The following is a 26,539-nucleotide window of genomic DNA, read 5'->3' as shown; positions in this document are numbered from 1 at the left end:
TTCAGAGAAGAACCGGTTCGGACTTCTTCCGCACCTCATCGGCCGTGACTCCCGGGGCCAGTTCCACCAGGCGTAGACCCGCAGGGGTGACATCCAGGACGGCCAGGTCGGTGATCACCCGGTGCACCACGGCGCGGCCGGTGTAGGGCAGCGAGCACTCCTGCACCACCTTGTACGAGCCGTCCCGGGCCACGTGCTCCATCAGCACGATCACCAGTCGGGCCCCGTTCACCAGGTCCATCGCGCCGCCCATGCCCTTGATGGTCCGGCCCGGCACGGCCCAGTTGGCCAGGTCGCCGGCGGCCGAGACCTGCATGGCGCCGAGCACGGCGACGTCGATACGGCCGCTGCGGATCATGCCGAACGAGGTGGCCGAGTCGAAGATCGCTCCCCCACGCCGGATCGTGACCGTCTCCTTGCCCGCGTTGATCAGATCCGCGTCGACGTCACCCTCGGAAGGGTAGGCCCCCACCCCGAGAATCCCGTTCTCGCTGTGCAGAACCACTTCCACGCTGTCAGGAACGAAATTGGGGACGAGTGTGGGCAGGCCGATCCCGAGGTTCACGTAGGATCCGTCGGTCAGCTCCTGGGCGGCCCGGGCCGCCATCTGCTCACGGGTCCAGCCCATCACGATCCTCCCGGCCGCACAGTGCGCTTCTCGATCCGCTTGTCCTGGGCCTGTTCGGCGCTCAGCACCACCACCCGATCGACGTAGATGCCCGGGGTGTGCACGGCGTCCGGGTCGAGTTCGCCCGGTTCCACAAGTTCCTCGACCTCCGCCAGAGTGATGCGGCCGCACTGGGCCACCAGCGGATTGAAGTTCCGGGCGCTGCGGCGGTAGACCAGATTCCCGTGCCGGTCGCCCTTCCAGGCCCGCACCAGCGCGAAGTCGGCCACGACGGCCTCTTCCAGTACGTGGTCGCGGCCCCCGAACCGGCGGGTCTCCTTCGGCGGCGAGGCCACGGCCACGCTTCCGTCGGCTGCGTAGCGCCAGGGCAGACCGCCCTCGGCCACCTGCGTGCCGGCGCCGGTCGCGGTGAAGAAGGCCGGGATACCGGAGCCACCGGCCCGCAGACGCTCGGCCAGCGTGCCCTGCGGAGTCAGCTCGACCTCCAGCTCACCGCTGAGGTACTGGCGGGCGAACTCCTTGTTCTCACCCACGTACGAGGCCACGATGCGCCGGATCCGGTGCTCGGGCAGCAACAGCCCCAGACCCCAGTCGTCGACCCCGGCGTTGTTCGACACCACCTCCAGGTCGCCCGCCCCCGCCTGCAGGAGCGCCTGGATCAGGACGGCCGGGATCCCGCACAGGCCGAAGCCCCCGACGGCCAGCGTGGCACCGTCGGGGATGTCGGACACTGCGGCCGAGGCCGAGCTCACCACCTTGTCCATCCGGCTCACTTCCCGAGCACGTCGCTGACCCAGTCGGCGACGAAAGTGCTGACATGGGAGAGGTGGTCGAGACCGATGTGCTCGGCGCCGCCCTCTTCCCGGGTGAACACGCGCAGTTCCCGCCGAGGGCTGTTGACCGCCTGCTCGTAGGAGCGGTGCGCGTATTCCAGCGGGATCTGCCGGTCGTTCTCGCCGTGCGCGACCAGGAACGGCACGGTGATCTGCTCGACCACCCCGTCCAGGTGGATCTGGTCGGCGAACTCGATGAACTCGTCCAGGTCCTCGTGCCCCCAGACCCACAGCACGTGCTCCCAGTAATGAGGGACGGGTCGCTCGCCTTCGCGCTCGAGCCGTCGCCGTTGCACGGCCCCCCAGTTGTGGTTGGCCCCCCAGGCCACCACCAGCGCCAGCCGCTTCTCGAACGCCGCCGCGCGGGGGGCGTAGTAGCCGCCCAGCGACCAGCCGACCAGGCCGATCCGGGCCGGGTCGACGTCGTCGCGGCCGACCAGGTAGTCGACGCACGCCGTGGCCCAGACCTCGGAGTCGACCCGGGCCGTGAGCCCCTGCAGACGCAGCGCCTCGCCGGAGCCGGGGCAGTCGACCATCAGGCAGGAGATGCCGCGGGCGGCCAGTTCCTGGGCGTGGCCGGCCGCGTACATGTGTTCCTTGGTCGAGTCCAGGCCGTTGAACATGATCATGACCGGACGCGGCCCCTCCCCCGGCGCGGCCGAGAAGTAGGCCGGCAGAGTGGTTCCCTCGTAGGGCACCTCGACCCGGGAGATGTTCGGGTCCCTGAGGTCGAAGGCCTTCTGCTGCAGTTCGAGCACGCGGCGGTAGCAGTCCAGCCGATCGGGGTTGGCGGTGCTCTGCAGCCGTTCGGCCTGCGCCAGGTAGTTGGTGGCCCGGGCGTAGAGCTGCCCGGCGGTGCGGGTGTGCCCGGCCTTCTCGGCCTCCTCGGCCTGGGCCACGAGCTGGTCGGTGAGCCGGGTCCAGGCGCCGAGGAAGTCCGCGGTAGCACCGTCCTCCCCCTGCAGCGCAGCCTCTTTGATCGGCCGGCAGGCCCGATCGACCTCGTCGATCAGGCCGCCGGAGTTCAGGGTGGCGACCACGCCGAGGTTCCAGGGGTAGTTGCGGGGGAAGTACTCGAACACGTTGCACAGCCTTTCGGTTTGAGGACGTCGGTCAGCGCCGGTTGCGCGGTCGGGGGCGGGCCGGGGCGATGGGTGGGAGGGAGATTCCGGGTACGACCCGGTTGGCGATGGTGCCGATGCCCTCGACCGACATCCGCACCAGATCACCGGGTTTCAGCGGGGCCGGCTCCTGGGCGCCCCGCCGCCCCCACAACTCGGCCAGGCAGCCACCGTTACCGCTGGTGCCGGAGCCGAGCACATCACCGGCGCGCACCTGCGAGCCACGCGAGGCGTAGGCCACGAGCTCGGCGAACGGCCAGCCCATGTTCGCCAGCAGGTCCTCGCCCACCAGTTCGTCGTTGACCCACACCTGCATCTTCAGGTTCAGGAATCCTTCGGAGTCGGTGCGGTCCTCGAACTCGTCGGCGGTGACCAGCCAGGGCCCGAGGGTGGTGGCGAAGTCCTTGCCCTTGGCCGGGCCCAGGTTCACCCGCATCTCGCGGCGCTGCAGGTCACGGGCCGACCAGTCGTTCATCACGGTGTAGCCGAAGATCGCCTCCCGGGCCTGCGGCACGCTCAGCGACGAGCCCGAGACCCCGAGCACCGCGGCCACTTCCAGCTCGAAGTCGAGCAGTGAGCAGCCGGGCGGCACGGCGACGTCGTCCTCGGCGCCGATCAGGGCGTAGGGGTTGGTGAAGTAGAACGTCGGGGCCTGGTACCACTCCTCGGGCACGACAGCCGTGCCGTCAGAGCCGCCGACGCTGCGCACCACACCCTCGACGTGTTCCTCGAAGGCGACGAAGTCGCGTACCGAGGGCGGCTGCAGAGGTGGCAGCAGCCGGGCCCGTTCCAGGGGCTCGGCCGGACGGTGCAGGGTCTGCTCCCCCAGGCGCAGTGCGGTCGGCAGCCCGGAGCGCACCACGTCCAGCACACTGACGCCAGGGTCGAAGGCGTGCAGCCCGTGGTCGCCGACCACTCCGGCCTTGGTCACGCCTGCGGAGATCCAGGAGGCGAAACGCATGAAAGCCGCCCCTCACACCGGCGGGGCGACGAAGAGGCCGCGGTCGGGGTCGTTGAACGAGCGGGAGGCGACGAACTCGTTCATCGCGTTGGCGGTGCCCCACTGGTCGGAGACCTCCGGGTTGGAGAAGTCGTAGACGTGCGGGTGCCAGGTGTCCTCGTCCACCTCTTCCAGCTCGGTGGTGTATTCCATGGTGTTGCCGTGCGGGTCGAGGAAGTAGCTGAAGGTGTTGTTGCCGGCCAGGTGCCGCCCCGGCCCCCAGATCTTCTCCACCCCGGCCCGCAGCAGCCGCCCGGTGCCCCGCATGTACTCGTCCAGGCCGCGCAGCTCGAACGAGGCGTGGTGCAGGGAGGGGTGCGGGCCCCGGGCGATCGCCAGGCTGTGGTGCCAGGCGTTGATCCGCATGAACCACATCATCTCGCCCATCCGCGGGTGCATCAGGGTGTCGGAGAGGGCGAAACCCAGGTGCTTCTCGTAGAAACGGCGGGTGCCGTCCGGGTCGGCCGAGTTGATCACCACGTGCGACAGGCGCACCGGGACGTCCTCGCCGCTCTCGATCTTGCGGTGCTCGCGAACCGCCACGTCCGCGCTGACTTCCACCGTGCGTCCTTCGTTGTCGAAGAACCGCACGCCGTAACCGCCTCCGGGCGTGTCCAGTTCACGCGGCTCGTGCACCAGCTTCACCCCGTCGACGGCCAGCCGGCCGGCCAGGGTGTCCACGTCGGCGCGGGTGGCCACACCGAAGGCGATCAGGTCGATGCGCTTGTCGGTGGCCTCACGCAGGCGCACCACGTACTGCTCCGGCGAGCCCTCGGCGGCCAGGAAGGTCAGCTTCCCGTCGCTGTGCTCGGGCCGCAGCCCCCAGTTGTCCCGGTAGAACGCCAGCTGCCGGGCGTGGTCGGGCACCGCCAGGTCGACGTGCCGCAGGTGGGTGATCAGGCGATCGGTCGTCATCGGTCGATTCCTTCTCTAGCCGAATTCTTCAGGCAGGGCTGCTGACGGTCTGCGCGACCCGGTGCATCAGGCCCGGCACGTCGCCCCGTTCGTTGTTCAGCAGCCAGGTGCACAGCTGGTTGGAGGCCTCCACCACCGTGCTGGCGCGCTCGAAGCGGCGGGCGGTGAAGGCGTCCCAGAGTTCGTCGTCGACCCGCTCACCGCCCAGCAGCAGATCAGCCAGCACCGCGCCGTCCTCCAGGGCCATCGCCGCGCCCTGCGCGACCGTGGGCGGGCAGGAGTGGGCCGCGTCGCCGATCAGCACGACCCGGCCGCGGTTCCAGGGCGCGGGCAGCACGTGCGTCTCGAACCAGGTGTAGTTCACCCGGGACGGGTCGGTGAGGTTCTCGCGGATCTCGTCCCAGGGGCCGTGGTAGGCCTCGGCGAGCTGCTTCATGGTGGACAGCCGCTGCTCGTCACTCAGCGTGGAACGGTCCTGGGCGGGCTCGACGATGTAGGCGTAGAGCGAGTTCTCGCCGGTCGGGCAGTAGCCGGCGATGTACGAGGGGCCACCGTAGAACAGGTCGGTGCGGGTGACGCCGGCCGGACGCGGCCCGAACGTGCGCCAGATCCCCATCCCCACCGCCTTGGTGTCCAGCTCCACCCCGAGCAGCCGGCGCACGCTGGAACGGATGCCGTCGGCGCCGACCACCAGGTCGTAGCGGCCGCGCGAGCCGTCGGCGAAGGTCACGTCCACCCCGTCGCCGTCCTGCTCCAGCCCGGTGACCGTCCGGCCGAAGCGCACCTTCACGCCGGCGTCGGCGGCCCGTTCCAGCAGGATGCGGGCCAGTTCGGGGCGGGGCATACCGACCGTGGCGGGCAGGTCCGGGCCACCGGTGCGGTCGTCGGGCATCTCCACCAGCAGCGTGCCGGCCGGGTCGGGGGCTCGAAGGCCCAGGCTGTCGAACGCGTAACCAGCCGCCTGCACCTGCTCCCAGACGCCCAGCTGCCGCAGGACCCGCAAGGCATTGCCCTGCAGCGTGATCCCGGAACCAACGCCCATCGGTTCGGGTTTGAGCTCGGCCAGGTCGACCGCCACACCGGCGTCGGCCAGCCGGATGGCCACCGCCGTACCGGCGGCGCCGCCCCCGACGACGAGCACGTTCTGCACTGCGGGCATGCCCCAGACTCCTTCGTCCTTGAATCCCTGCCTCCGGGCAGGTGGCTGTCTACTTGATCGCGACGGGGTTGACCGGCGCCCCGACCGCCCCGGTGACCGGGATCGGGGCCGCGGTCAGGAAGAACTCCCAGACCCCGTCGCCCGCACAGTCGGCGGCGAGCGCGTCCAGGTCCCACATCTCGCCGATGAACAGGCCGATGTTGGGGATGGCGACCTGGTGCAGGGGCTGGAAGGCGACCTCGAACTCGTTCGGGCGCACCTCGAAGCCCCAGGTGTCGGTGGCGATCCCGGCGATCTCGGAGTCGTGCAGCCAGTCGGCGGTGGTGAACGACAGGCCCGGGGCCGGGCCCTGGGCGTAGCCGTTCCAGCCGCGGCCGGCGGCCAGGTCCCGGCGGGCCCGGGTGAGCCGCCCGGTGCGCACCAGGACCAGGTCACCGCGGCCGACGGCGACTCCCTGCTCGCTCGCGGTCCGGGTGAGGTGCTCGGTGGTGACGGCGAACCCGTCGGGCAGTTCGCCGTGCTCGCCCAGGGTCCGCCCGACGTCCAGCAGCACGCCCCGGCCGGCGATCAGCGCGGCCACCGTCTCGATCCCGGTGACCAGGTCGCCCTCGCTGGTGACCACGTCCCCGGCGGGCCGGCCGTTCCAGGCCTTGCCGTGGTCGAAGATGTGGCCCAGCCCGTCCCACTGGGTGGAGCACTGCAGGGGCATGAACACCACGTCGTCGGCGCCGCCGAGGCCGTGCGGGAAGCCCTGCAGGCCGCGCTCGGCGTCGGTGCCGGTGTCCAGCATGGTGTGCACCGGGTTGGTGCGTCGCCGCCAGCCGTTCTGGGGGCCCTTCGTGTCGAACGGCAGGGCCAGCGAGAAGCTCGCTCCCCGGCGGACCAGCCCGGCTCCCTCGCGCCGTTTGGCCTCGTCGAGGAAGTTGAGGGTGCCGATCCGGTCGTCCTGACCCCAGCGGCCCCAGTTGGAACAGCGCTTGGCGGCCGCCTGCACGGCGCCCTCAGGGTCAAGCCGGTCGAGGCGGTCGGGGCGGTCGAGCGGTTCGGGCATGTCGGATCCTCCTTGAGACGACACCGTCACTCTGCTGCGGGCCCCCACCGGCCGGGAAGACGAGAATGGTGATGCGCGCTATCCATCGCTCTTATGGCCCGGGTCACCCGTGATAGATCAGGGCCATGACGTTGGCCCGACTGGACCTGAACCTGCTCGTCGCCCTGGACGCGCTGCTGCGCCGGCGCAGCGTGACCCGGGCGGCCGCCGAGATGGGCCTGAGCCAGCCCGCCCTGTCCGCCTCGCTGGGGCGCCTGCGCCGGCACTTCGACGACGACCTGCTCACCCGGGTCGGCAACGAGTACCGGCTGACCCCGCTGGCCCTGCAGCTGGAGCCGCTGGTGCGGGTCGCCCTGGCCGGTGCCGAGCAGGTCTTCGAGGCCCGCAGCGGTTTCGACCCGGCCACCTCCAGCCGCGAGTTCTCGCTGCTGATCAGCGATTACGCGGTCACCGTGCTGGGCGACACGATCGCCGGGATCCTGGCCGCGGAGGCGCCCGAGGCCCGGCTGCGGCTGGCCGGCAACGTGCCCAGCGCGGTCGACCACGCCGACCGGTCGCTGCTGATGACCGATCTGCTGATCATGCCGCACGGCTTCCTCACCGGGATGCCGCACACCGACCTGTACCGGGACGAGTGGGTCTGCCTGATCGCCTCCGGCGCGGCCGCCGCGCAGAACGGGCTGAGCGCCGACGACCTGCGGGAACTGCCCTGGGTGATGTCGTACCACGGGCCCACCGCCTCCACCCCGGCGGCCCGGCAGATGCGGATGCTGGGGATCGAGCCGCGGGTGCAGGTGATCACCGAGTCGTTCCTGACCGTCCCGGCGCTGGTGGCCGGCACCGACCGGGTGGCGCTGCTGCAGCGCCGCCTGGTCGATCTGCTGCCGCTGAACGCCGGAGTGCGGGCCGTGCCGTGTCCTTTCGAGGTGTCGCCGTTGATCGAGGCGATGTGGTGGCACCCGGTCCACGACGAGGACCCGGAACACCAGTACCTGCGCGACGTGGTGCGCCGGGCCGTGGATCTGGCCGTCACGCCTGACTGAAGTCAGGCCACCAGGCGGGCAGGGACCGAGGCGAACGCGCGCAGGGTGTTGTTGTGATGGCGCACCGGCGCAGCGGTCAACTCGATCCGCCGTACCCGGTGGGCCAGAGCCGTCAGCACCGCCTCCACCTCGAGGCGGGCCACGTGCTGGCCCACGCACTGGTGGATGCCCATACCGAAACCGACGTGACCAGAAGGGTCGCGGGCCAGGTCGAAGACGTCCGGGGCGGCCCAGCGGCGCGGGTCGCGGTTGGCCGAGCCCAGGAACATGAGCACCTTCTGCCCGGCCGGGACCACCGTCTCGCCGATGCGCACGTCGGCGGTGGTGGTGCGGAAGAACGTCTGCACCGGCGATTCCAGGCGCACCGCCTCGTCAAAGGCGATGCGGGCCAGGCCCGGCTCGGCCCGAAGCCGCTGCCACTGCTGCGGGTGGGTGGCGAAGGCGTACAGGACGGCCGCCAGCCCGTGCACCGTGGTGTCCACCCCGGCGGTCAGCAGCGAGCGCACGATCAGAGGGGCCTGCTCGTGGGTGATGTCCCCGCGGTCGGCGGCGGCCCAGATCTGGGCGCCGAATCCGCCGGGAGACAGACGGTCCCGGGCACACTGGTCGTTCACCCAGCCCGCCACTGCCCCGATGCCGGGCAGCCCCTTGGCCACCAGTTCGTTGGCGGGGCCGAAGGCGTTGAAGGCATGATCGCCGTACGGCAGAAGGTTCTCGCGTCCTTCCCGGCCGAGGCCGACCGCGTCAGGGAACACCCGCAGCGGGTAGGCCTGGGCGATCGATGCGACCAGATCGACCTCCGCACCGGATGCGAGCACCTCCTCCAGCAGGTGCTCGGCGTTCTCGGCCCAGGCCGGGCGCAACTGCCGCAGGGCGCGCGGGCTCAGGATGGGTTCCAGGACGTGACGGGGCGCGTCGTGGTGCGGCGGATCGGCCTCGAGCAACAGACTGGGCGGGCGCCAGGGCTTTTCGACACGGAAGTTGGAGAGCCCCACGCCCGCGCCGGACTGGAAGTGCTGCCAGTCGGTCAACACGGCGTGGACCTCGGCGTGGCGGCCCAGGGCGTAGACGCCGTAGCGGCTCAGCCAGGTCACCGGCCCGGCCTCACGCAGGGCCTGCTGGAACGGCAGCGGGTTCTCCAGCACCTCCGAGGAGAACGGGTCCGTGTCCAGAGTCGGGCAGGAACGGTCTGCGGGAGCGAGCGTCATCGGTGGCTCCGATCGTCTTGAAGTTGAAAAGGTCTACCGGTCAGGCGTCCAGGACCAGGCGATCCCCGCAGGAGCGGGAGACGCAGACGAACATGCTGCGGTTGGCGGCGCGCTCGGCCTCGCCGAGCAGGGAGTCGCGGTGATCGGGCACGCCCTCCAACACCGGGGTCTCGCAGGTCCCGCAGGTGCCCTGCCGGCACGAGGAGAGCACCGGCACCCCGGCCCGGGACATGGCCTCCAGCACACTGGTGGCCGGATCGACGGTGACGGTGACCGCGCTGCGGGCCAGTTCGATCTGGAAGGGGGTGTGGCGCACCGGTGCGTCGTAGGCCTTGGGGGTGAACCTTTCGGTGCGCAGGCAGCCCCGCGGCAAGTGTGCGGCGGCCTGCTCGACGGCCTGCAGCAGGGGCGCCGGCCCGCAGCAGTACACCTTGCCACCGGAAGGCTGGGCGGCCAGCGCGTCGGTGAGGTTCAGCAGGCCGTACTCGTCCTGCGGCCTGATCAGCACCCGCTCGCCGTAGACCTGCAGTTCATCCAGGAAGGCCATGCTGGTGCGGGTGCGGCCGCCGTAGAGCAGCGTCCACGGGGTGCCAAGCAGTTCGGCGTGCCGGATCATCGCCAGGATCGGCGTGATGCCGATGCCACCGGCCACGAACAGGTAGTGCCTGGCCGGGACCAGCGGGAAGTTGTTACGGGGCCCGCCCACGCCCACCAGATCGCCGACCTGCAGGCGCTGGTGCACGACGGCCGAACCGCCTCGCCCGCCCGGTTCGTTCAGGACGGCGACCCGGTAGGTGGCCGGGTCCCAGCGGTCTCCGCACAGCGAGTACTGGCGGGTGAAGCCGCCGGGCAACTGCAGGTCCAGGTGGGCTCCGGGCGTCCACTCCGGCAGGCGGCCACCGTCCGGGGCAGCCAGAGCCAGTTCGCAGACGTCCTGCGCGACAGTGCGTTTGCCGACCACCCGTAGGGCCGTGGTGGACGCGGAGACGCCGATGAGTTCATGCGCGACGGTGAGCATGCCGGGATCATGCGGACGGCGGGCCCGGGTCCACAACGCCGCTCCCATTCAATGGGCCGGCGCTCAGGGCCTGCCGGATGCCCCTGGCCATGGCCCGCAGCACCGGGACGCGGCTCAGCGCCCGCTCATCGTCCGGCACCACCACCGACAGGGCTGCCACCACCTGTCCACTCGCAGACCGGACCGGCACCGCGAGTGCGGCTGCGTCGGGGTGGATGTGCCCGCGGCAGTGCACGAAGTCTTCCTGCCGGATCTGCGCCAGCACGCGGCGCAGGCGCTGCGGCTCGGTGATGGTCCGGGCCGTGAAGGCGCGCAGCGGCCGGTGGAGAATCTCTTCTTGGACGTCGGGGCCGGCGTGGGCGAGCAGGACGAGCCCGGCCGACGAGGCGTGCAGAGGCAGCCGGCCGGCGATCTTGGTCACGTTGATCACCGCGCCGGGGGCGGACAGCCGCTCCACGAAGAGCACGTCCGGCCCGTCGAGGACCCCGAGCTGGGCGTGCTGGCGCACCACGGCGTGCAGGTCCTCGAGAAACGGCATGGCCGCCTCGCGCAGGTCCAGGGCCGGTGAGGCGCGGGCCGCCAGCTCCCACATCCGCAGGCCCACGCGCACCCGGCGGTCCGGGTCGCGCGAGAGCAGGCCGTGCTCGGTGAGCTGCTCGACCAAGCGGGAGGCGGTGGACAGGGGCAGGCCGGCCCGAGCGGCCAGCTCGGAGACGGTGAGCACCGGACGCTCCGGGCCGAAGGCCTCGAGCAGGCGCACCACCCGGTCGACGATCGAGTCCCCGGACGCCGACCGAGCCATGGTCCTGCTCCTTCGTTCGAGTCGCTGCCGTTCAATGACACCAGACCGGGTGGCCTACGCTCCGACGAATGACGCGGGCACGCAGCACGGACGACCGGCCGCCGACGATGAACGACGTGGCCCGCCGGGCCGGGGTGAGCGTGGCCACCGTGTCCAACACCCTGAACCGGCCCCAGCTGGTCACCGAGTCCACCCGCCTCCGGGTGCAGGAGGCGATCGGGGAGCTGGGGTTCGTGCGCAACTCCACCGCCCGGTCGCTGAAGCTGGGCGTGGTCAACACCGTCGGCCTGGTGCTGGTCGACCTGGGCAACTCGTTCTTCGTGGACATCGCCCGGGGCGCCGAGGGAACCACCCAGGAGCACGGCCTGTCGCTGATGATCGCCAACGCCGACGTGGACCTGCAGCGTCAGGACCACTACCTGAACCTGTTCAACGAGGCCCGGGTCTCGGGGATCCTGCTCGCCCCGCTGGACGCCTCGCTCGAGCACGTCTCCTCGGCCCGGACCGCGGGCCGGCCGGTGGTGCTGGTCAACTACGCGGCGCGGGGCTACTGCGGGGTGGTGGCCGACGACGAGCTCGGCGGTCACCTGGCCGCCCGGCACCTGATCGAGCAGGGACGCACGCGCCTGGCGTTCGTGGGCGGACCGCTCACTCTGGGAGCGGTCGAGGCCCGGATGCGCGGCGCGCAGCGGGCCGCCGACGAGGCCGGGCTGGCACTGGTGCACCTGCCCACCCAGAGCTTGAACGCTTCCGAGGGCCGGCGGATCGCCGCCCAGATCGCCCGGATGCCGGCCCGCCGCCGTTTCGACGGGGTGGTCACCGCGGCCGACACCCTGGCCATGGCCTGCGTGCAGGACCTCACCGCGGTGCACGGCCTGACGGTGCCCGGGGAGGTGGCCGTGACCGGCTACGACGACAACCACTTCGCCAGCGACGGCCCGATCCCGCTGAGCACGGTACGCCAGCCCGGCCCGGCCATGGGCGCCGCGGCCGCCGGTCTGCTGCTCGCCGAGCTGACCGGCCGGCCCCAGCATCGGCACCGCACCCTCACCCTGAAGCCGTCCCTGGTGGTGCGCAACAGTTCCGTTGATACCCCGCATCAGCCGAGTTGATGGTAACAACAACGGTTTTGGTCTCGACAAAGCGCTGAGCTCCTTGGCATCCTCCTTGCTCGTCCCGCTTTTTAAACGTTTCAAGGCACGGCTCAAGGAGGACTCGTGTTCACATCCAGGGTTCGTCGGCACGATCGGTCGGCGTGGCCGACCCTGGTCGGCGCCGGTGCGATGGCGCTCGTCATGACGGCCTGCTCCAGCGGCAGCAGCACGGGCAGCGGCGGCGACGCCGAGGCCCCGAAGGAGTTCAGCTACCTGACCAACGTCGAGAACACCACCATCAAGGGGGAACTCGAGAAGCTGGCCACCGGCGCGTGCGCCGACGCGCAGGCCGCACTGCCGCTGAAGGTGGAGACCGTCCCGCAGACCCAGCTCGACCAGAAACTGCAACTGCTGGCCGGTCAGGACGCCCTGCCCGTGCAGTACGCGGCCGGCAACGCCCCGTCCCTGACCGTCTCGCTCGAGCGGTCGAAGAACGTGCTGGACCTCGACCGGGCGCTGGCCGACCTGGGCGTCAACGACGAGATCGAGCCGGCCGCCCTCTCCACGATCAAGTCCCTCTACGGCGGCAAGTTCAGCGTGCTCCCGTACGAGTACAACATCGAGGGCATCTGGTACAACAAGGAACTGTTCCAGGCCAACGGCATCCAGGTGCCGGCCACCTGGGACGAACTCCTGGCCGCGGCCGAGAAGCTGAAGGCCGCCGGCATCACCCCGTTCGCCGCCTCCGGCGAGCAGGGCTGGCCGCTCACCCGCCTGATCAGCAACTACCTGCAGCGCGATCTCGGTCCCGACGCCCTGCAGAAGGTCAGCGACGGCGCGGCCAAGCTCACCGACCCCGCCTACGTCCGCGCCGCCCAGGCGATCGCCGACCTGGGCGCCAAGGACTACTTCGGCAAGGGCGTCGGCTCGATCGACTACGACACCGCCTTCAACCAGTTCCTCACCGGCAAGGCCGGCATGTTCTACATGGGCTCCTGGGCCCTGGCCGACTTCAACAACCCCGAGCGCAACCAGATCGGCGAGGACAACGTCGGTTTCATGCCGTTCCCGGAGGTGAGCGGCGGCCAGGGCTCCAGCGCGCAGCTCACCGCCAACGTCGGCCTGCCGATGGCGATCAGCGCCAAGCAGTACGACGGTCCCGACGGCAAGGTCGGCTCCTGGCTGACCTGCATCGCCGAGAACTACGGCACCGAACTGCTGAAGAACCAGCAGACGATCTCCGGTTTCAAGACCTCCGGCGACCTACCCGGCGTCAAGCCGCTGACCAAGGAGATCAAGCAGCGGATCGCCGACACCGACACCACCGTCCTGTGGTTCGAGGCGCTCTTCGACAGCAAGGCCACCACCACGTCGCAGACCAACGCTGCTCCGCTGGTGACCGGCGACCTGAGCCCGGCCGACTTCATGGCCAAGGTCCAGGAGGACCTGGACTCCTGAGCCGGATCCCGCCCGGCGGTGGGCGCACCCTCCAGCGCCCGCCGCCGGCATCCCACGCCCCGGAAGCACTTTCGGGCCACCTTCAACCACCGACGCTCGAAGGCCATCGATGAACCGCGTACTGGGCGACCGCAAGGCGATCGCCATCCTGCTCGGCCCGGCCCTGCTGGTCTACACCGCCGTGATGCTGGTGCCGATCTTCTGGTCGCTGGGCTACACCTTCTTCACCGGCAACGTGCTGGAGGGCTACCGGCCCAACGGCCTGGGCAACTTCCAGCACCTGCTCGAGGACCGGGACATCCGCAGCGCCCTGTGGTTCACCCTCAAGTACGCGGTCACCGTGACCGTCGGACAGGTGTTCTTCGGGTATCTGCTGGCCCTGGTCTACGTCTTCGGCCTGCGCCGCTACTCCGGCCTGGTGCGCACCCTGGTCTTCTTCCCGGTGGTGCTGCCCACCGTGGCGGTGGCCCAGCTGTTCCAGAAGATGTTCGAGATCGCCCCGCAGAACGGCCTGGTGAACGCCGGCTTGAACGGCCTGGGCATCGAGTCGGTCGACTGGTTCGGCAGTGGCAGCACCGCCTTCTGGGTGATCATCGCGATGGACATCTGGCGTTCGATGGGCTTCTACGCGGTGCTGCTGTACGCCGGGCTGGTCGACATCCCGGACGACATCGTCGAGTCGGCCCGGCTGGACGGCGCAGGTACCGGGCGGCTGGTGCGCCACATCGTGCTGCCGCTCTCGCTGCCGGTGCTGATCTCCTCGATCATCTTCAGCATCAACGGCACGCTGAAGGTCTTCGACTCCATCCTGGCCCTGACGAACGGCGGGCCCGGCAGCGAGACCACGCCGCTGACCATCTACATGTTCCAGACGGCCTTCACCTACGGCGACTACGGCTACGGCGCCGCCATCGCCTCGCTGCTGACCGTGATGTGCCTGATCGTGACGCTGTTCATCTTCCGCTCCTCCCGGCGCGACCAGACGGAGGCCTGACATGTCCATCCACACGCCGCCTTCGCCCGCCGTCCGCCACGCGTCCGCCGGCCCCCGCCGCCCGGTCCGCCGAGAACCCCTGCGACTGAACACCTTCCTGCGCCGGCTGCCGCTGCGACTGGGTGTCCTCATCCTGCTGGTCTTCGAGATCTACCCCCTGCTGTGGCTGTTCCTGGGGTCGTTCAAGACCCAGGACGAGTTCCAGAACAACCCCGCTTGGGCCCTGCCCGAGGGGCTGGAGTGGAACAACTACGCGGAGGCCTGGACCACCGGGCACATGGGCACCTACGTGCGCAACAGCCTGCTGTCGGTCGTCCCCTCGCTGTTCCTGATCATCCTGCTCGGTGTCGCCGCCGGTTTCGCCCTCGAAGTGATGGTCTTCAGGGGCCGCAACACCCTCCTGCTCACCTTCCTGGCCGGGATCATGGTGCCCAGCCAGATGATCCTGCTGCCGCTGTTCACCATCTACTTCCAGGCCGGGCTGACCGGCACCCTGTGGCCGCTGATCATCACCTACACCGCCACCGGCCTGCCCCTGACCGTGTTCATGATGGCCACCTACTTCCGGGCCGTGCCCCGGGAGGTCTTCGAGGCCTCCACCCTGGACGGCGCCGGGATCATCCGCTCGTTCTTCTCGATCGGCTTCCCGATGGTCCGCAACGCCGTGTTCACGGTGGCCCTGGTGCAGTTCTTCTTCCTCTGGAACGACCTGCTGATCTCGCTGACCTTCACCAACAGCGACGGCCTGCGCACGATCCAGGCGGGCCTGCTCAGCTTCCAGGGACAGTACGGAACCGTGCAGTGGGGGCCGCTCTTCGCCGCCATCTCGATCAACGTCCTGGGCACCCTGGTGCTCTACCTGTTCCTGAACCAGCGGGTCATGAAGGGCCTGGCCGCGGGCGCGGTCAAGGGCTGAGCAGCTGGCGCGTACCACCTGAGGCATCACCAGCGAGGAGAACCATGTCAGCGTCCGACGTGAGCGCCCCGGCCGAGACCGGTCTCACCCTGGGCCGCAACGCCCCACCCGTCCTCGTGCAGCCCCCGCGCATCGAGCACCACCGCACCCCGGTGGGTATCGGCCAGGCCCGGCCCCGGCTGTCCTGGCAGGTGCGCACCGAGCAGACCGGCTGGTGGCAGGCCGCCTACGAGATCGAGGCCCTGGACCCGGCCGGGCAACCGCTCTGGAACAGTGGACGGGTCGAGTCGGACCAGAGCGTCCTGGTCGCCTGGCCGGGCCCGGCCCTGACCTCGCGCGAGCGGGTACAGGTGCGGGTGCGGGTCTGGTCGAACACGGACGACGAGCCCAGCGACTGGAGCCCGGCCACGGTGCTGGAGACCGGCCTGCTGGAACCCGCCGACTGGAGCGCAACCTTCGTGGCTCCCCCGGTGACCGACGAACTGCGGGGCGACGACCGTCCTCCGGTTCTGCTCCGTCGCCCATTCACCGTCCGGGACGACCTGGTGTCGGCCCGGGTGTACGTGACCGCCTGCGGTGTGTACGAACTGGAGCTGAACGGCGCCCGGGTGGGCGAGGACGTCCTGGCCCCGGGATGGACCAGCTACCAACACCGGCTGCTCTACCAGACCCACGACGTCACCGATCTGCTCCGGGCCGGGGACAACGTCGTGGGTGCCCACCTGGCCAGCGGCTGGTACCGGGGCGAACTGGCCTGGAACCGGCTGCCGGACCGCTACGGCGACCGCAGTGCCCTGCTGCTGCAACTGGAACTCTCCTATGCGGACGGCCGCCGCGAGGTGGTCGTCACCGACGAGTCGTGGCAGTGGGCCAGCAGCCCGATCACCCGCACCTCCCTGTACGACGGTGAGCACCACGACGCCCGCACCGAACAACGCGACTGGACCACCCCGTCCGTTGTTGGCGCCCTTGACTCCGAAGCATGGAAACCCACCGAAGCGCTGACTTTCGAGCAGACGGGGACCGGTGAACTCACGGCCCCGATCCGGCCTGCTGTGCGCAGGATCGAGCACATCGCACCGGTCTCGGTCGAACGTCGGCCGGACGGGACGTATCTGCTCGACTTCGGGCAGAATCTGGCCGGACGGTTACGGATCGACGTGGACGGGCCGGCCGGCACGGTGGTCGACCTGCGCCACGCGGAGGTGCTGCAGAACGGGCAGTTCTACCCACGCACTCTGCGCACGGCCGTCTCGCACGACCGGTATGTGCTGCGTGAGGGCGGACGCCAGTCGTGGGAGCCGCGTTTCACGCTGCACGGTTTCCGCTACGCCGAGATCAGCGGCTGGCCCGGGGAACTCACCGCGGGTGATGTGGCCGCGGTGGTGTGCCACGACGACATGGAGCGCACGGGGTGGTTCTCCTCGTCGCACGAGATGCTCGACCGGCTGCACGAGAACGTGGTGTGGAGCATGCGGGGCAATTTCGTGTCGGTGCCCACCGACTGCCCGCAGCGCGACGAAAGGCTGGGCTGGACTGGGGATCTGCAGGTCTTCGCCCCCACCGCGAGCTTCCTGTTCGACTCCACCCCCAGCATCGCCGAGTGGCTGCAGGACGTTTCGGCCGAGACCGGCTCGGACGGCCTGGTGCCGTTGTACGTGCCGCACATCCCCACGTCCTTCCCACAGTTCCACAATGCCGTCTGGGGCGATGTGACCACCGTCGTGCCGATGGTGCTGCATGAGCGCAGCGGCGACCTGGCTCCGGTGCGGGCCGGCTACCGGGCGGCGCGGGACTGGGTAGAGGGGTGCCTGCGGCTGCTCGACGAGAACGACGTGATCTCAGCCGGCCCGCAGCTCGGTGACTGGCTGGACCCGGCCGCTCCCCCGGACCGCCCCCACGAGGCGCGCACCGACCCGTACCTGGTGGCCACCGCCTACCTCGCCCACTCGGCCCGACTGCTGTCGAGGCAGGCCGAACTGCTCGGCGAAGCGGAAGAGGCGAAGCGGTACGCCGGCGAGGCCGACCGGGTCGCCGCCGGATTCCGGCGCGAGTTCCTGACCCCCTCCGGCCGGTGCGCCTCGGACTCCCAGACCGCGCACACCCTGGCCCTGCGGTTCAACCTATTGGAGACCGTGCATCAGCGGGAGCGGGCCGGGCGTCAGTTGCGGCATCTGGCCCGTGAGGCGGAGCACCGTATCGGTACCGGATTCGCCGGTACCCCGGAGGTTCTCGACGCCCTCAGCGACGTCGGCGACCTGGAGACGGCCTACCGGCTGCTGCTGGAACAGGGCTGCCCCTCCTGGCTGTACCCGATCACCATGGGCGCCACGACCATCTGGGAACGCTGGGACAGCATGCTCCCCGACGGCACGGTCAACCCCGGCGAGATGACGTCGTTCAACCACTACGCGCTCGGGGCGGTCGCCGACTGGATGCACCGCGTCCTGGCCGGTCTGGCCCCCGCCGCCCCCGGCTACCGGATCCTGGACGTACGCCCCCGTCCCGGCGGCGGGCTGACACATGCTTCCGCCCGGCACGAGACGCCTTACGGTACGGCCGAAGTTGCCTGGCAGCGTTCGGGCCACTTGCTCGACGTCACCGTGGTGGTCCCGCCGAACTGCTCGGCCAACGTGCAGTTGCCGGGACAGGAATCCGTGAGTGTGGGATCGGGCCGCCACACGTTCAGCGCGCCGCACCCGGCGGCGGAACTCGACCCCGTCGGGCCGCTGCCACCCCGTCCGCGTTTCTAGGGCGTTCATTGCCAAAGCGAGGGAATGGGATGAGTCAGGACCAACAAAGGACGATCGTGGTCACCGGGGGCGCCCGCGGCATCGGCGCCGGAGTCGCCCGGAAGCTCGCTGCCGAAGGAGCCCGGGTGCTCGCGCTGGACCTGACCGCCCGCCCCGCGGAAGATCTGGGCGGCGCCCAGTACAAGCGGCTGGACGTCACCGACGAGACGGCCTGGAAGAACCTCGCCGCCCGGCTGCAGGCCTCGCCCGGCACCGTGCACGGTCTGGTCGCGAACGCCGGGATCACCCGGCGTTCGCGGCTGGGCACGGTCCATCCGGGCGACCTGACCGCCGTGCATGCGGTCAACGTCGGGGGAACCCTGCTGGCCGTACAGTCCCTGGCCCCGTTGATGCCGGCCGGGGCGTCGATCGTGGTGGTGGGCTCGGTCGCCGCCCTCACGGCTCACGTGCCGCTGGCCTACACCACCAGCAAGTGGGCGCTGCGGGGCCTGGTCAAGACCGCGGCGCTGGAACTGGGGCCACGACGGATCCGGGTCAACATCGTCCACCCCGGCTACATCGAGACCCCGATGACCGAGTCCGCCTCCCCCGGATTCCGCGCGGCCAACCTCAACGAGACCCCGCTGGGACGGGTGGGGACCGCCGACGACGTGGCCGACGTCATCAATTTTCTGTTGGGCCCACATTCTGGATTCGTGACGGGGGCCGAGATCCCGGTCGACGGCGGGATGAGCGCGCACGGGGGCGTCAAGTCGATCGCCCACGCCCTCTCCCAGGGGTAGGGGCTTCGGCGGGTTGTTCCGGGGAAGTCGTTCTTTGCCGTGCGGGGGTGGTAAACCAGGCCACTGTGATCGAGAAAGTGACCTTCCCCAGTTCGGTGGGCCCCCTCCTGGCGGGCGTCCTCGAGATCCCCGAGACACCGGCGCGGGGGTGGGGCGTGTTCGCCCACGGGTTCACCCTGGGCAAGGACTCCCCCGCCGCAGCCCGCATCTGCCGCCGCCTCGCCCGCGAGGGAATCGGCATGCTGCGCTACGACAACCTCGGGCTGGGCGACTCCGAGGGCGACTGGGGCGACGGGTCCTTCACGGTCAAGATCGCCGACACCGTCCAGGCTGCGAAGTTCATGGCCGAGCGGGGTACGCCGGTCGAACTCCTGGTCGGTCATTCCTGGGGTGGCGCGACAGTCATCGCGGCGGCGCGCGAGGTGCCGGGGGTACAGGCGGTGGCCACGGTCGGTGCGCCGGTGGATCCGAGCCGGGTGGAGCGCCACTACGACGCGGTGGTCGAGCGGGTACTGGCCGAGGGCTCGGCCGAGTGGTTCATCGGAGGCAAGGCGCTGACCCTCAAGCGCTCCTTCGTGGAGGACGTACGCGGCGCCGACCTGCGCGACCGGATCAGCGAGCTGCGGATGCCGCTGCTGGTCATGCACTCCCCCACCGACAACACCGTGGGGATCGAGAACGCCAGCGAGATCTTCCGGATCGCCCGTCATCCGCGCAGTTTCGTCTCCCTGGAAGGCTCCAACCACTTCCTGACCGGTCAGGGTCAGGCCGACCGCGCCGCCCGCATCATCAGCGCCTGGGCCGACCCGTACCTGGGCAAGGCACCGGCCTGACCTCCTCGGGGGACTATTCCGGTTCGGTCGGGCGCTGGTCCGGGTCATGAGCGAACCCGTCGAATTCAGCCCCGATCCCTGGGTGCGTGAGCAGACCGAACAGGTCCTGGCCACCGGCACCACCGCCGGGCTGAGCGGGCCGGCCCCTTCCGTGCTGCTCACCGTGCGCGGCGCCCGGACCGGCAAGCTGCGCTACCAGATCGTGATCCGGGTCGAGCACGAGGGCCGGTACGCGGTGGTGGCCTCGAACGACGGACTGGACCGCAACCCGGCCTGGTACTTCAACATCAGGGCCAACCCGGTGGTGCACCTGCAGGACGGCACCCGGACCGGCACCTACCTGGCCCGGGAGCTGGCGGGCGAAGAGAAGGCCCAGTGGTGGCAGCGGGCCGTGGCCGTGCTGCCCCGCTACGCCGAGTACCAGGCCCACACCGCCCGGCCGATCCCGGTGTTCGTGCTGGAACCCGAGGTTCACCCCGGTAGGTGACAGGATGTGGCACCTACCGGGGGCAGAATGGTGGCGTGCCGAAGACCTCCGCCCGCCTGCTGGCCCTTCTGTCGCTGCTCCAGGCCCGCCGCGACTGGCCCGGCATGCTGCTGGCCGACCGTCTCGACATCAGCCTGCGCACGGTGCGGCGGGACGTCGACCGACTGCGTGAGCTCGGCTACCCGATCGAAGCGGTCAAGGGCCCCGACGGCGGCTACCGGCTCAGCGCCGGCACCGAACTACCGCCCCTGCTGTTCGACGACGAGCAGGCCGTCGCCCTGACCCTGGCCCTGCAGGTCGCCGCCACCACCGCGAGCAACAACCTGGCCGAGGCTGCGGGGCGGGCGCTGAGCACCATCCGGCAGGTCATGCCCGCGCGGCTGCGTAACCGCATCGCCGCCGTGGAGGTTTCCGCGGTCGAGCCGCCGGCCTCTCAGCCCGACTCGCACCTCGACAGCCGAACCCTGTTGGCCATCAGCGCCGCCGTGCGGGCCCACGAGGTGCTGCGCTTCGACTACGGCACCGCTGGAACGGTTCGGCAGGCCGAGCCGCACCACGTGATCACCTGGAAGGGACGCTGGTACCTGGTCGCCTGGGACCTGGAGCGTAAGGACTGGCGCACCTTCCGCGTCGACCGGATCTCGCTGCGCACCCCCAACGGCCCCCGCTTCGCCCCCCGCGAGGTGCCCGGCGGTGACGTCGCCCGACACGTGCTCAGCACCTTCCGCGGCTCCGGCGACTCCTCGGGCAACTGGCCCTGCCAGGGCACCGTGATCCTCGACCGGCCCACCGCCGACATCGCCCCCTACATGGCCGACGGCATCGTGCAGGAAGCCGGCCCCGACCGCTGCCGGCTCACCCTCGGCGCCTGGTCCTGGCCCGCCCTCGCCGCCGCGATCGCCCGCTACGACGCAGAGATCGAGGTCGTCGGGCCGGCCGAACTGGCCGAGGCGTTCACTGAGCTCGCCGACCGCTGCGCCCGCGCGGGAAGTAGCCTTCGTCAATGATCCCGGAAACCGGGCGCTCCGCCGCCGTTTCGCCCGAACAGACCTCCGCCGTCCGATCGATGGCCGACCTGGCGCGCGTGGTGCGGCAGATGCACGACGACCTGGTCGGCAGCGGAGAACAGGAGTGGGAGAACCCCACCCTGGAGGGGTTCCTCGAGGCCCTGGCCGCGGTGGCCGAGGACCGGGTGTCACCGGACGCCCCGACCTGGGCCCACCTCGCCGAACTCCTGGTCGCCGCGACCGGGTACGAATAGCGTGGGGGCCGGCCAGTGTTGCCGAATCCGGCGCCTGCGGTGAGATGGACGCCATGAGCGAACAACCCGAAGGCACCGACCCGGCCGGTATCGAAGGTTCCGTGGACTCGGGGCTGGCCGACCGCGACCATCAGCCCGACCTCGACCCGGCCGAGGGCCGCGGCACCGCAACCGTCCGTACCGACCCCGACGACCCGGCCGGCGGCATCCAGAAGGCGCAGGAAGCCTCCGAAGAGCCCGGCCGCTGAATCAGTCCGCCTGCACCGACGCCACGATCTGCTCCAGCCCTTCCGCATGGGCGCCGTGCCAGTACGGGCGGCCGCAGTCGTTGCACTGGAAGAACTCGCTGTAGGAACGCCGGGTGCCCGGCTCGATGAGGTGCTCGACCTTCTCGACCGGGACGCCCTGCAGCAGCCCGTTGCACGAGGGGCACCGGGTCCAGGGGGCCAGCGGCGGCCGGAACCGGTCGAGGATGTCCGCCAACTGCGCATCGGGATCCTGGCCCCGCACGAATGCCCCGTCCGGCAGGGCTTTACGCCGCAACAGTCCCCGGTCCCGGGTCAGCAGCACCCGGTTCTCCACAATGGCCTGCTCGACCAGTTCCGGGTCGTCCGCGTCGTTGCTGTACGAGGTGTCCAGCCCGAGCGTGCGCATGCGCCGGGCCAGGGTGCCCAGGTGCACGTCGAGCAGATAGCGATGGGCGGGCACCGGCTGCGGCCGTGTGCGGGCGTGCACCACCACCTGCTCCCCCGGCGTCGGACGATGGTCGCTGCTCACCTCACGCCCGTTCACCTCGAGCCGGCCGAACTCCGTGCGTGACACCCCGAGCGATTCGATGACGTGCAGCAGCGAGTTCACCCCGTCGACCGGAACTCTCACTACCCCCGTCCGCTGCCGCACCGGCAGCATGAAGCGCAGCTCGTCGGGGATGCTGATCTCTACCGTGCCGGACTCCGCCGCCATGACTCACTCCTCGTTGGTCCCGGGCGTCAGCCTAGGGATCCGGCGGGATCCGTTCGACCGCTTTTCGACAGCCCGTTCACGAGGTCAGCGCACCGCCCGCAGCCCGCCACTCCACCAGCCCGCGGCTCATGTTCACCGCCTCGAACCCGTTCTCCACCAGCAGGTTCGCCGCCCCCGCAGATCTCAGGCCACCCGTGCAGAACGCGATGATGAGCCGCTCTTCGGGCAGTTCGGAGATCCGCCGGGGCAGCTGTTCCAGCGGCAGGTGCACCGAACCGGGGATGTGCACCCGCCGCCACTCGAAGTCCCGGCGGACATCGACCACGAGCGCCCCCTGCCCGACCAGCTCGATGGCCTCGGCCGCGGTCACCGAGGGTGGGCGATGAAGATAGTGCCGGAAGCTCATGAGTTTAAGTCTAGCTGCAACCGCTATCGCCGACGGGCCGAGGGCAAGAGCTCGGCGGCGCCGTAGCTGTTGTCTTCGGGGTTGAGCGTCACACCCGGGGCCACGATCTGGTCGATCCGGTCGAGAACGTCCGCCGAGAGCGTGACCTCAGCCCCGCCCAGCTGCGACTCCAGCTGCTCCAGGGTGCGCGGGCCGATGATCGCCGACGTCACTCCCGGGTGGTTGATCACGAAGGCGATGGCCAGGTCGATCAGCGACAGGCCGGCCGACTCGGCCAGCTGGGCCAGTTCCTCGACGACGTCGAGCTTGCGCTGGTTGGCCGGGCTGGACATGTCGAACCGGGCCTGCGGGCGGGCCGAGGAGGTGGGGCGGCCGGCGTCGTCCTTGCGCCAGCGGCCGGACAGCCAGCCCCCGGCCAGCGGCGAGTAGGTCAGCGTGCCCATGCCGTAGCGCTGGACAGTGGGCAGCACGTCCTCCTCGATGCCGCGCACCAGCAGGGAGTACGGCGGCTGCTCGGTGACGAAACGCTCCAGGCGACGCTCGCGGGCAGCCCACTGCGCCTCGACGATCTGCGAGCCGGAGTAGGACGAGGAGCCGATGTAGCGGACCTTGCCCGCCCGCACCAGGTCGGTCAGCGCGCCCAGGGTCTCCTCCACGTCGGTGTCGGGGCTGGGCCGGTGCACCTGGTAGAGGTCGATGTAGTCGGTGTTGAGCCGCCGCAGCGAGTTCTCGACCTCCCGGATGATCCAGCGGCGGGAGGCACCGCGGGCGTTGGGGTCGTTCTCGTCCATGGGCATGAAGAACTTGGTGGCCAGCACCACGTCGTCACGCCGCCCGATCAGGGCCTTACCCACGATCTCCTCGCTGACCCCGCCGGAGTACACGTCTGCGGTGTCGACGAAGTTGATGCCCGCGTCCAGGGCCCGGTGGATGATCCGCACCGACTCCTCGACGTCGGGGTTGCCCCAAGGGCCGAACATCATTGCTCCGAGAGCCAGCGGGCTTACGGAGACTCCGGTGCGTCCCAGTACTCGGTTCTGCATGGTGTTACCTCTCGTACGTGTCTTCAGATCGCTTGTGGGCCAGTCAATTTAAGGACGTCGGTGAGCCTCTGGGCACGACGCGCAGGGTTGTGTGGGTGAGGGCTCCACACGCACACCCCAGATGGTCACCGCCGGGCGCTGCGGTCCTCGGCGAAAACGCGCTTGGCCACGGCGATCGCGGACATCGCCCGGGGCCAGCCGGCGTAGAAGGCCAGGTGTGTGATGGCCTTCTACGAGTTCGGCCTCGGTCAGGCCGTTCTGCTGGGCGATCCGCAGGTGCCCCACGAGCTGCTCGGTCATGCTTCTCCTCCAACTCGGGCCTGCCCTCAGGAAAGCGCGGGTCCGGGCCGGGTGGGAGTATCCGTCGTTCCAGGTACCAGCAGTGCTCCCCTCAGCGAGCCGCCCGGCCGGTGTCGCCGGCGGCCTGACTCTCCTGGGCCTCCTGCTCCTGGCTGGCGGCCCAGCTGGCCAGCAGCTTCAGCCCGTCCGCGGTCGGGGTGCCGGCGGCGGCGGTGTAGATGTTCAGCCGCAGCCCCGGTTCCGAGGGCATCTCCATCGCCTCGAAGTCCAGGTCGAGCTGCCCCACCACCGGGTGCTTCAGGCGTTTGCGGCCACTGCGGTGGTATTTCACGTTGTGGGCGGCCCACTGCTGACGGAACAGCTCGCTGCGGGTGGACAACTCCCCCACCAGCGCGATGAGGTCCTCGTCGTGCGGGTTGTGCCCGGCCTCCAGGCGCAGCATGGCAGCGGCGTCCTGGGCGATGCGGTCGTAGTCGACGAAGAAGTCGCGCGCGCCCGGGTCGAGGTACACGAAGCGAGTGGTGTTCGCGGCCCGCCTGCCCCGCACGCCCGCCTCGGGTGACGTGAGCACGGGCGAGTACAGAGCGCGGGCCAGCAGGTTCATGGCCACGATGTCGTGACGGCCGTTGCGCACCCAGGCCGGAGCCTGGGTGACCGCGTCGAGCACCTGCTGGATCGGTGCGCGCACCGCCGTGGGCGTGGGGCGCCGCCGCCGGGTACCGGCCGGGCCCGCCGCCCGGGCCAGGGCCAGCAGGTGCTCGCGTTCGGCCTCGTCCAACTGCAGGGCGTTGGCCAGAGAATCCAGGACGCTCTCGGAGGCGCCGGCCAGGTCGCCGCGCTCCATCCGCACGTAGTAGTCGACCGAGACCCCGGCGAGCATGGCGACCTCTTCGCGCCGCAGACCCTTCACCCGGCGGTTGCCACCGTAGGCGGGCAGCCCGGCCTGGTCGGGGGTGAGGCGGGCCCGGCGGGTGCTGAGGAAGTCGCGTACCTGCTGACGGTGGTCGGTCCGGTCCATGAGGCTCACGGTAGGCCGACAGCCCGCGGCCTGGGAGGGTCTGCCAGTACTCCGAAGCCCCCTTTGGACCGGACGGCGGGCGGCCACTCGGAGCAGGCGTAGAGGGGCCTCGGCGGCGGTCGGCACACAGGGTGATCCGCCCACGGCCGATCGGGCCCCGAGGGGGCCGGGAGGTTCAAGCCCCACCCGGGCGACCGACCGTGGCTGGTGTCCCCGCCGACCTGAGGAGAGTCATCATCGGCGGCACCGTCTTCGCCCTGCGCGACGGGGACACCGGGACGACTGCAGCAGCGACACCATCATTGCCACCAGTTCGCTGCAGACCGGCACCGGCGGCGACGCCTACTCGGGCACCGACTACGGCTCGACCGTGCAGTGCGTGCTGCCCTTCACCGTCGCCGACGTGCCGGCCTCGGACTTCTACCAGGTGGAGGTCAGCCACCGTGGCGCGGTGACCTTCTCCCAGGCGGACCTGGTGAAGCAGGCCTGGAGCGTCGAGCTCTCCCTGGGGTGATGCTCCTGACACCGGCCGGGCGGTCAGCGGCGCAGCCCCGGCTGTTCCTGCTGCTGCTCGTACTGCTGGTGCCGCAGCGACTGCTGGTCCTGGGCGGCGCCCGCGCGCCGGATCTCGGCCAGCCGCTGCTCGGCCCGGCGCCACTGTACGTAGCCCTCCCAGAATCCACTGGCCGAGGCGATCAGGCTGACCACGCCGATCACCACACCCGCCCGCGAACCCTGCAGCAGCCCTCGCAGCACCAGCTCGGAGACGCCGATGCAGAGGAAGCCCAGACTGATGATCTGCCAAACCCGGTAGTGCGCCACGCCCAACCCCTCACCTGGTGTCTCCTGCCCCACACGTGCCATCCAGGAAAACAGGTCCGGGCCGCGGTTCGGAGAGGGAAAACCCCTGCAAAACCCAGCTTTTGGCGTGTCTCCAGGCATAGGACCGGCAAGCAGAGGCAGCCATCACTTCTGCATGCATTGCACCTGAAACGGTTGCAGCGGGTCCGGAATCCCCTCGTTCCGGGCGATGCGACCAAAGGCTGATCCCGGCTCGTCATCCGTTGGACGACAGCGCTGCCGCACCGGGCGCTCCTAGGCTCACGACCATGATCCAGACGTCGGCCGCCCCCTCCGCACCCCCGTCCGCCGGCCCGTCCTGGCTCGCCCTCGTGGACGAGGTGGCCGTGGCCGGAGTGGTGCTCGCGGCCCTGGTCGCGGGGAGCCTGCCCACCCTTGTCGTGGCCGCCTTCATCGGTGCGCGCGTCGGCTGAGGCGCCCGGACCCGGCGTCGTCCCAGAGCCCCCGGACGGCCGCTCCCGCAACTCAGGCACCCCGCCCGGTGCCCGTGCGTCTCACACAGCCCGCTCAGGTGTGTAGCGTTAGCCGTGTCGGTTGTCCTTGCGTTGCGGAAGTCTGCGAGCGGGGGCAGTCGGCACCACCCTCCGCGCCG

29 protein-coding genes and 1 pseudogene are annotated in these 26,539 nt (G+C 70.4%); 14 read left to right on the top strand and 16 right to left on the bottom strand.

Translation table 11 applies throughout. The features are described from left to right. Window position 1 precedes the first annotated feature (1 nt). The 7 genes from QSK18_RS29220 to QSK18_RS29190 are packed head-to-tail and all read right to left on the bottom strand — an operon-like array spanning window position 2 to window position 6,707. Complete coding sequence (locus QSK18_RS29220; RefSeq protein WP_285625734.1) at window positions 2-628, bottom strand: 3-oxoacid CoA-transferase subunit B; 627 nt, start codon at window positions 626-628, stop codon at window positions 2-4. Next, on the bottom strand, window positions 628-1,392 hold the full coding sequence (locus QSK18_RS29215) for a CoA transferase subunit A (protein WP_285625731.1): 765 nt from the start codon (window positions 1,390-1,392) through the stop codon (window positions 628-630). Before QSK18_RS29215 ends, QSK18_RS29220 begins: the two co-directional genes overlap by 1 nt. 5 nt (window positions 1,393-1,397) lie before the next feature. After that, the gene (locus tag QSK18_RS29210) at window positions 1,398-2,543 is read right to left on the bottom strand and encodes an alpha/beta hydrolase family protein (RefSeq protein WP_285625727.1); all 1,146 of its coding nucleotides are present in this window, start codon (window positions 2,541-2,543) and stop codon (window positions 1,398-1,400) included. Window positions 2,544-2,574: 31 nt separating this feature from the next. Next, window positions 2,575-3,543 carry a fumarylacetoacetate hydrolase family protein gene (locus QSK18_RS29205; protein WP_285625724.1) on the bottom strand — a complete coding sequence of 323 codons (969 nt, stop codon included), beginning with the start codon at window positions 3,541-3,543 and terminating at the stop codon, window positions 2,575-2,577. A 12-nt stretch (window positions 3,544-3,555) separates the two neighbouring features. Next, window positions 3,556-4,497: a VOC family protein gene (locus tag QSK18_RS29200; RefSeq protein ID WP_232812184.1), complete on the bottom strand. Its 942-nt coding sequence runs from the start codon at window positions 4,495-4,497 to the stop codon at window positions 3,556-3,558. Between the two features lie 28 nt (window positions 4,498-4,525). Further along, complete coding sequence (locus QSK18_RS29195) at window positions 4,526-5,656, bottom strand: FAD-dependent oxidoreductase (protein WP_232812185.1); 1,131 nt, start codon at window positions 5,654-5,656, stop codon at window positions 4,526-4,528. A 49-nt stretch (window positions 5,657-5,705) separates the two neighbouring features. Beyond that, window positions 5,706-6,707 (bottom strand): cyclase family protein, encoded by a 1,002-nt coding sequence (locus tag QSK18_RS29190; RefSeq protein WP_285625720.1) that lies wholly within the window; start codon window positions 6,705-6,707, stop codon window positions 5,706-5,708. A gap of 125 nt (window positions 6,708-6,832) precedes the next feature. Here QSK18_RS29190 and QSK18_RS29185 point away from each other — a divergent pair, with 125 nt between their 5' ends. Further along, window positions 6,833-7,750: a LysR family transcriptional regulator gene (locus QSK18_RS29185; protein WP_285625717.1), complete on the top strand. Its 918-nt coding sequence runs from the start codon at window positions 6,833-6,835 to the stop codon at window positions 7,748-7,750. Between the two features lie 2 nt (window positions 7,751-7,752). On the opposite strand, the gene QSK18_RS29180 is transcribed toward QSK18_RS29185, so the two are convergent. From QSK18_RS29180 to QSK18_RS29170, 3 genes are read right to left on the bottom strand one after another with little or no spacing between them, the layout of a single operon-like run. Next, window positions 7,753-8,958, bottom strand: coding sequence for a cytochrome P450 (locus QSK18_RS29180; RefSeq protein ID WP_285625714.1), 1,206 nt, complete (start codon window positions 8,956-8,958; stop codon window positions 7,753-7,755). Between the two features lie 40 nt (window positions 8,959-8,998). Then, the gene (locus QSK18_RS29175; protein ID WP_285625711.1) at window positions 8,999-9,976 is read right to left on the bottom strand and encodes a PDR/VanB family oxidoreductase; all 978 of its coding nucleotides are present in this window, start codon (window positions 9,974-9,976) and stop codon (window positions 8,999-9,001) included. A 7-nt stretch (window positions 9,977-9,983) separates the two neighbouring features. Continuing rightward, a complete protein-coding gene (locus tag QSK18_RS29170) occupies window positions 9,984-10,778 on the bottom strand; it encodes an IclR family transcriptional regulator (protein ID WP_285625708.1) in 795 nt (264 codons plus the stop codon). A 68-nt stretch (window positions 10,779-10,846) separates the two neighbouring features. Here QSK18_RS29170 and QSK18_RS29165 point away from each other — a divergent pair, with 68 nt between their 5' ends. The 11 genes from QSK18_RS29165 to QSK18_RS29115 all read left to right on the top strand — a co-directional run bounded on the left by QSK18_RS29165 (window position 10,847) and on the right by QSK18_RS29115 (window position 21,604). Beyond that, window positions 10,847-11,890: a LacI family DNA-binding transcriptional regulator gene (locus QSK18_RS29165; RefSeq protein ID WP_232812191.1), complete on the top strand. Its 1,044-nt coding sequence runs from the start codon at window positions 10,847-10,849 to the stop codon at window positions 11,888-11,890. 105 nt (window positions 11,891-11,995) lie between these two features. Then, window positions 11,996-13,330 (top strand): ABC transporter substrate-binding protein, encoded by a 1,335-nt coding sequence (locus tag QSK18_RS29160; protein ID WP_285625704.1) that lies wholly within the window; start codon window positions 11,996-11,998, stop codon window positions 13,328-13,330. Window positions 13,331-13,439: 109 nt separating this feature from the next. After that, a complete protein-coding gene (locus tag QSK18_RS29155; protein ID WP_285625701.1) occupies window positions 13,440-14,324 on the top strand; it encodes a carbohydrate ABC transporter permease in 885 nt (294 codons plus the stop codon). Between the two features lies 1 nt (window position 14,325). Beyond that, window positions 14,326-15,240, top strand: a complete 915-nt coding sequence (locus QSK18_RS29150) for a carbohydrate ABC transporter permease (protein WP_285625698.1) — start codon at window positions 14,326-14,328, stop codon at window positions 15,238-15,240. 44 nt (window positions 15,241-15,284) lie between these two features. After that, the gene (locus tag QSK18_RS29145; RefSeq protein WP_232812195.1) at window positions 15,285-17,993 is read left to right on the top strand and encodes a family 78 glycoside hydrolase catalytic domain; all 2,709 of its coding nucleotides are present in this window, start codon (window positions 15,285-15,287) and stop codon (window positions 17,991-17,993) included. A gap of 29 nt (window positions 17,994-18,022) precedes the next feature. After that, on the top strand, window positions 18,023-18,775 hold the full coding sequence (locus QSK18_RS29140; protein ID WP_232812196.1) for an SDR family NAD(P)-dependent oxidoreductase: 753 nt from the start codon (window positions 18,023-18,025) through the stop codon (window positions 18,773-18,775). A 65-nt stretch (window positions 18,776-18,840) separates the two neighbouring features. Continuing rightward, window positions 18,841-19,608, top strand: coding sequence for an alpha/beta hydrolase family protein (locus tag QSK18_RS29135; RefSeq protein ID WP_232812197.1), 768 nt, complete (start codon window positions 18,841-18,843; stop codon window positions 19,606-19,608). Window positions 19,609-19,654: 46 nt separating this feature from the next. Further along, window positions 19,655-20,095 carry a nitroreductase family deazaflavin-dependent oxidoreductase gene (locus QSK18_RS29130; protein ID WP_232812198.1) on the top strand — a complete coding sequence of 147 codons (441 nt, stop codon included), beginning with the start codon at window positions 19,655-19,657 and terminating at the stop codon, window positions 20,093-20,095. A gap of 35 nt (window positions 20,096-20,130) precedes the next feature. Continuing rightward, complete coding sequence (locus tag QSK18_RS29125) at window positions 20,131-21,102, top strand: helix-turn-helix transcriptional regulator (protein ID WP_285625689.1); 972 nt, start codon at window positions 20,131-20,133, stop codon at window positions 21,100-21,102. Next, window positions 21,099-21,356 (top strand): DUF7660 family protein, encoded by a 258-nt coding sequence (locus QSK18_RS29120; RefSeq protein ID WP_232812200.1) that lies wholly within the window; start codon window positions 21,099-21,101, stop codon window positions 21,354-21,356. Before QSK18_RS29125 ends, QSK18_RS29120 begins: the two co-directional genes overlap by 4 nt. Window positions 21,357-21,409: 53 nt before the next feature. Then, a complete protein-coding gene (locus tag QSK18_RS29115; RefSeq protein WP_232812201.1) occupies window positions 21,410-21,604 on the top strand; it encodes a hypothetical protein in 195 nt (64 codons plus the stop codon). Window position 21,605: 1 nt separating this feature from the next. On the opposite strand, the gene QSK18_RS29110 is transcribed toward QSK18_RS29115, so the two are convergent. The 5 genes and pseudogenes from QSK18_RS29110 to QSK18_RS29095 form a co-directional block, all read right to left on the bottom strand. Then, on the bottom strand, window positions 21,606-22,319 hold the full coding sequence (locus QSK18_RS29110) for a Mut7-C RNAse domain-containing protein (protein WP_285625685.1): 714 nt from the start codon (window positions 22,317-22,319) through the stop codon (window positions 21,606-21,608). 76 nt (window positions 22,320-22,395) lie between these two features. Next, complete coding sequence (locus QSK18_RS29105) at window positions 22,396-22,725, bottom strand: rhodanese-like domain-containing protein (RefSeq protein WP_285625680.1); 330 nt, start codon at window positions 22,723-22,725, stop codon at window positions 22,396-22,398. 23 nt (window positions 22,726-22,748) lie between these two features. Next, on the bottom strand, window positions 22,749-23,768 hold the full coding sequence (locus QSK18_RS29100; RefSeq protein WP_285625677.1) for an aldo/keto reductase: 1,020 nt from the start codon (window positions 23,766-23,768) through the stop codon (window positions 22,749-22,751). Window positions 23,769-23,893: 125 nt separating this feature from the next. After that, window positions 23,894-24,065 (bottom strand): annotated as a pseudogene (locus QSK18_RS36090) (carboxymuconolactone decarboxylase family protein); the annotation flags it as partial. A gap of 94 nt (window positions 24,066-24,159) precedes the next feature. Then, window positions 24,160-25,086, bottom strand: a complete 927-nt coding sequence (locus QSK18_RS29095; RefSeq protein ID WP_285625674.1) for a helix-turn-helix transcriptional regulator — start codon at window positions 25,084-25,086, stop codon at window positions 24,160-24,162. Between the two features lie 379 nt (window positions 25,087-25,465). Between QSK18_RS29095 and QSK18_RS29090 the strand changes: the two genes are divergently transcribed. Then, window positions 25,466-25,600, top strand: a complete 135-nt coding sequence (locus QSK18_RS29090) for a hypothetical protein (protein WP_269810442.1) — start codon at window positions 25,466-25,468, stop codon at window positions 25,598-25,600. A 23-nt stretch (window positions 25,601-25,623) separates the two neighbouring features. On the opposite strand, the gene QSK18_RS29085 is transcribed toward QSK18_RS29090, so the two are convergent. Beyond that, window positions 25,624-25,908: a hypothetical protein gene (locus QSK18_RS29085; protein WP_285625670.1), complete on the bottom strand. Its 285-nt coding sequence runs from the start codon at window positions 25,906-25,908 to the stop codon at window positions 25,624-25,626. A gap of 287 nt (window positions 25,909-26,195) precedes the next feature. Here QSK18_RS29085 and QSK18_RS29080 point away from each other — a divergent pair, with 287 nt between their 5' ends. Continuing rightward, a complete protein-coding gene (locus QSK18_RS29080) occupies window positions 26,196-26,360 on the top strand; it encodes a hypothetical protein (protein WP_232812208.1) in 165 nt (54 codons plus the stop codon). Window positions 26,361-26,539 lie beyond the last annotated feature (179 nt).

It is taken from the genome of Kineosporia sp. NBRC 101677, assembly GCF_030269265.1.
Classification (GTDB): domain Bacteria; phylum Actinomycetota; class Actinomycetes; order Actinomycetales; family Kineosporiaceae; genus Kineosporia; species Kineosporia rhizophila.
This window is presented reverse-complemented; position numbering and strand designations above follow the sequence as displayed.

Excerpts from the sequence above, each read along its gene's own strand:
- QSK18_RS29145 (WP_232812195.1), top strand. The coding sequence starts at position 15,285 with ATGTCAGCGTCCGACGTGAGCGCCCCGGCCGAGACCGGTCTCACCCTG.
- QSK18_RS29115 (WP_232812201.1), top strand. The coding sequence starts at position 21,410 with ATGAGCGAACAACCCGAAGGCACCGACCCGGCCGGTATCGAAGGTTCC.
- QSK18_RS29165 (WP_232812191.1), top strand. The coding sequence starts at position 10,847 with ATGACGCGGGCACGCAGCACGGACGACCGGCCGCCGACGATGAACGAC.
- QSK18_RS29180 (WP_285625714.1), bottom strand. The coding sequence starts at position 8,958 with ATGACGCTCGCTCCCGCAGACCGTTCCTGCCCGACTCTGGACACGGAC.
- QSK18_RS29195 (WP_232812185.1), bottom strand. The coding sequence starts at position 5,656 with ATGCCCGCAGTGCAGAACGTGCTCGTCGTCGGGGGCGGCGCCGCCGGT.
- QSK18_RS29190 (WP_285625720.1), bottom strand. The coding sequence starts at position 6,707 with ATGCCCGAACCGCTCGACCGCCCCGACCGCCTCGACCGGCTTGACCCT.
- QSK18_RS29170 (WP_285625708.1), bottom strand. The coding sequence starts at position 10,778 with ATGGCTCGGTCGGCGTCCGGGGACTCGATCGTCGACCGGGTGGTGCGC.
- QSK18_RS29080 (WP_232812208.1), top strand. The coding sequence starts at position 26,196 with ATGATCCAGACGTCGGCCGCCCCCTCCGCACCCCCGTCCGCCGGCCCG.
- QSK18_RS29220 (WP_285625734.1), bottom strand. The coding sequence starts at position 628 with ATGGGCTGGACCCGTGAGCAGATGGCGGCCCGGGCCGCCCAGGAGCTG.
- QSK18_RS29150 (WP_285625698.1), top strand. The coding sequence starts at position 14,326 with ATGTCCATCCACACGCCGCCTTCGCCCGCCGTCCGCCACGCGTCCGCC.
- QSK18_RS29185 (WP_285625717.1), top strand. The coding sequence starts at position 6,833 with ATGACGTTGGCCCGACTGGACCTGAACCTGCTCGTCGCCCTGGACGCG.
- QSK18_RS29130 (WP_232812198.1), top strand. The coding sequence starts at position 19,655 with ATGAGCGAACCCGTCGAATTCAGCCCCGATCCCTGGGTGCGTGAGCAG.
- QSK18_RS29205 (WP_285625724.1), bottom strand. The coding sequence starts at position 3,543 with ATGCGTTTCGCCTCCTGGATCTCCGCAGGCGTGACCAAGGCCGGAGTG.
- QSK18_RS29100 (WP_285625677.1), bottom strand. The coding sequence starts at position 23,768 with ATGCAGAACCGAGTACTGGGACGCACCGGAGTCTCCGTAAGCCCGCTG.
- QSK18_RS29120 (WP_232812200.1), top strand. The coding sequence starts at position 21,099 with ATGATCCCGGAAACCGGGCGCTCCGCCGCCGTTTCGCCCGAACAGACC.
- QSK18_RS29140 (WP_232812196.1), top strand. The coding sequence starts at position 18,023 with ATGAGTCAGGACCAACAAAGGACGATCGTGGTCACCGGGGGCGCCCGC.
- QSK18_RS29095 (WP_285625674.1), bottom strand. The coding sequence starts at position 25,086 with ATGGACCGGACCGACCACCGTCAGCAGGTACGCGACTTCCTCAGCACC.
- QSK18_RS29200 (WP_232812184.1), bottom strand. The coding sequence starts at position 4,497 with ATGACGACCGATCGCCTGATCACCCACCTGCGGCACGTCGACCTGGCG.
- QSK18_RS29105 (WP_285625680.1), bottom strand. The coding sequence starts at position 22,725 with ATGAGCTTCCGGCACTATCTTCATCGCCCACCCTCGGTGACCGCGGCC.
- QSK18_RS29155 (WP_285625701.1), top strand. The coding sequence starts at position 13,440 with ATGAACCGCGTACTGGGCGACCGCAAGGCGATCGCCATCCTGCTCGGC.
- QSK18_RS29215 (WP_285625731.1), bottom strand. The coding sequence starts at position 1,392 with ATGGACAAGGTGGTGAGCTCGGCCTCGGCCGCAGTGTCCGACATCCCC.
- QSK18_RS29175 (WP_285625711.1), bottom strand. The coding sequence starts at position 9,976 with ATGCTCACCGTCGCGCATGAACTCATCGGCGTCTCCGCGTCCACCACG.
- QSK18_RS29110 (WP_285625685.1), bottom strand. The coding sequence starts at position 22,319 with ATGGCGGCGGAGTCCGGCACGGTAGAGATCAGCATCCCCGACGAGCTG.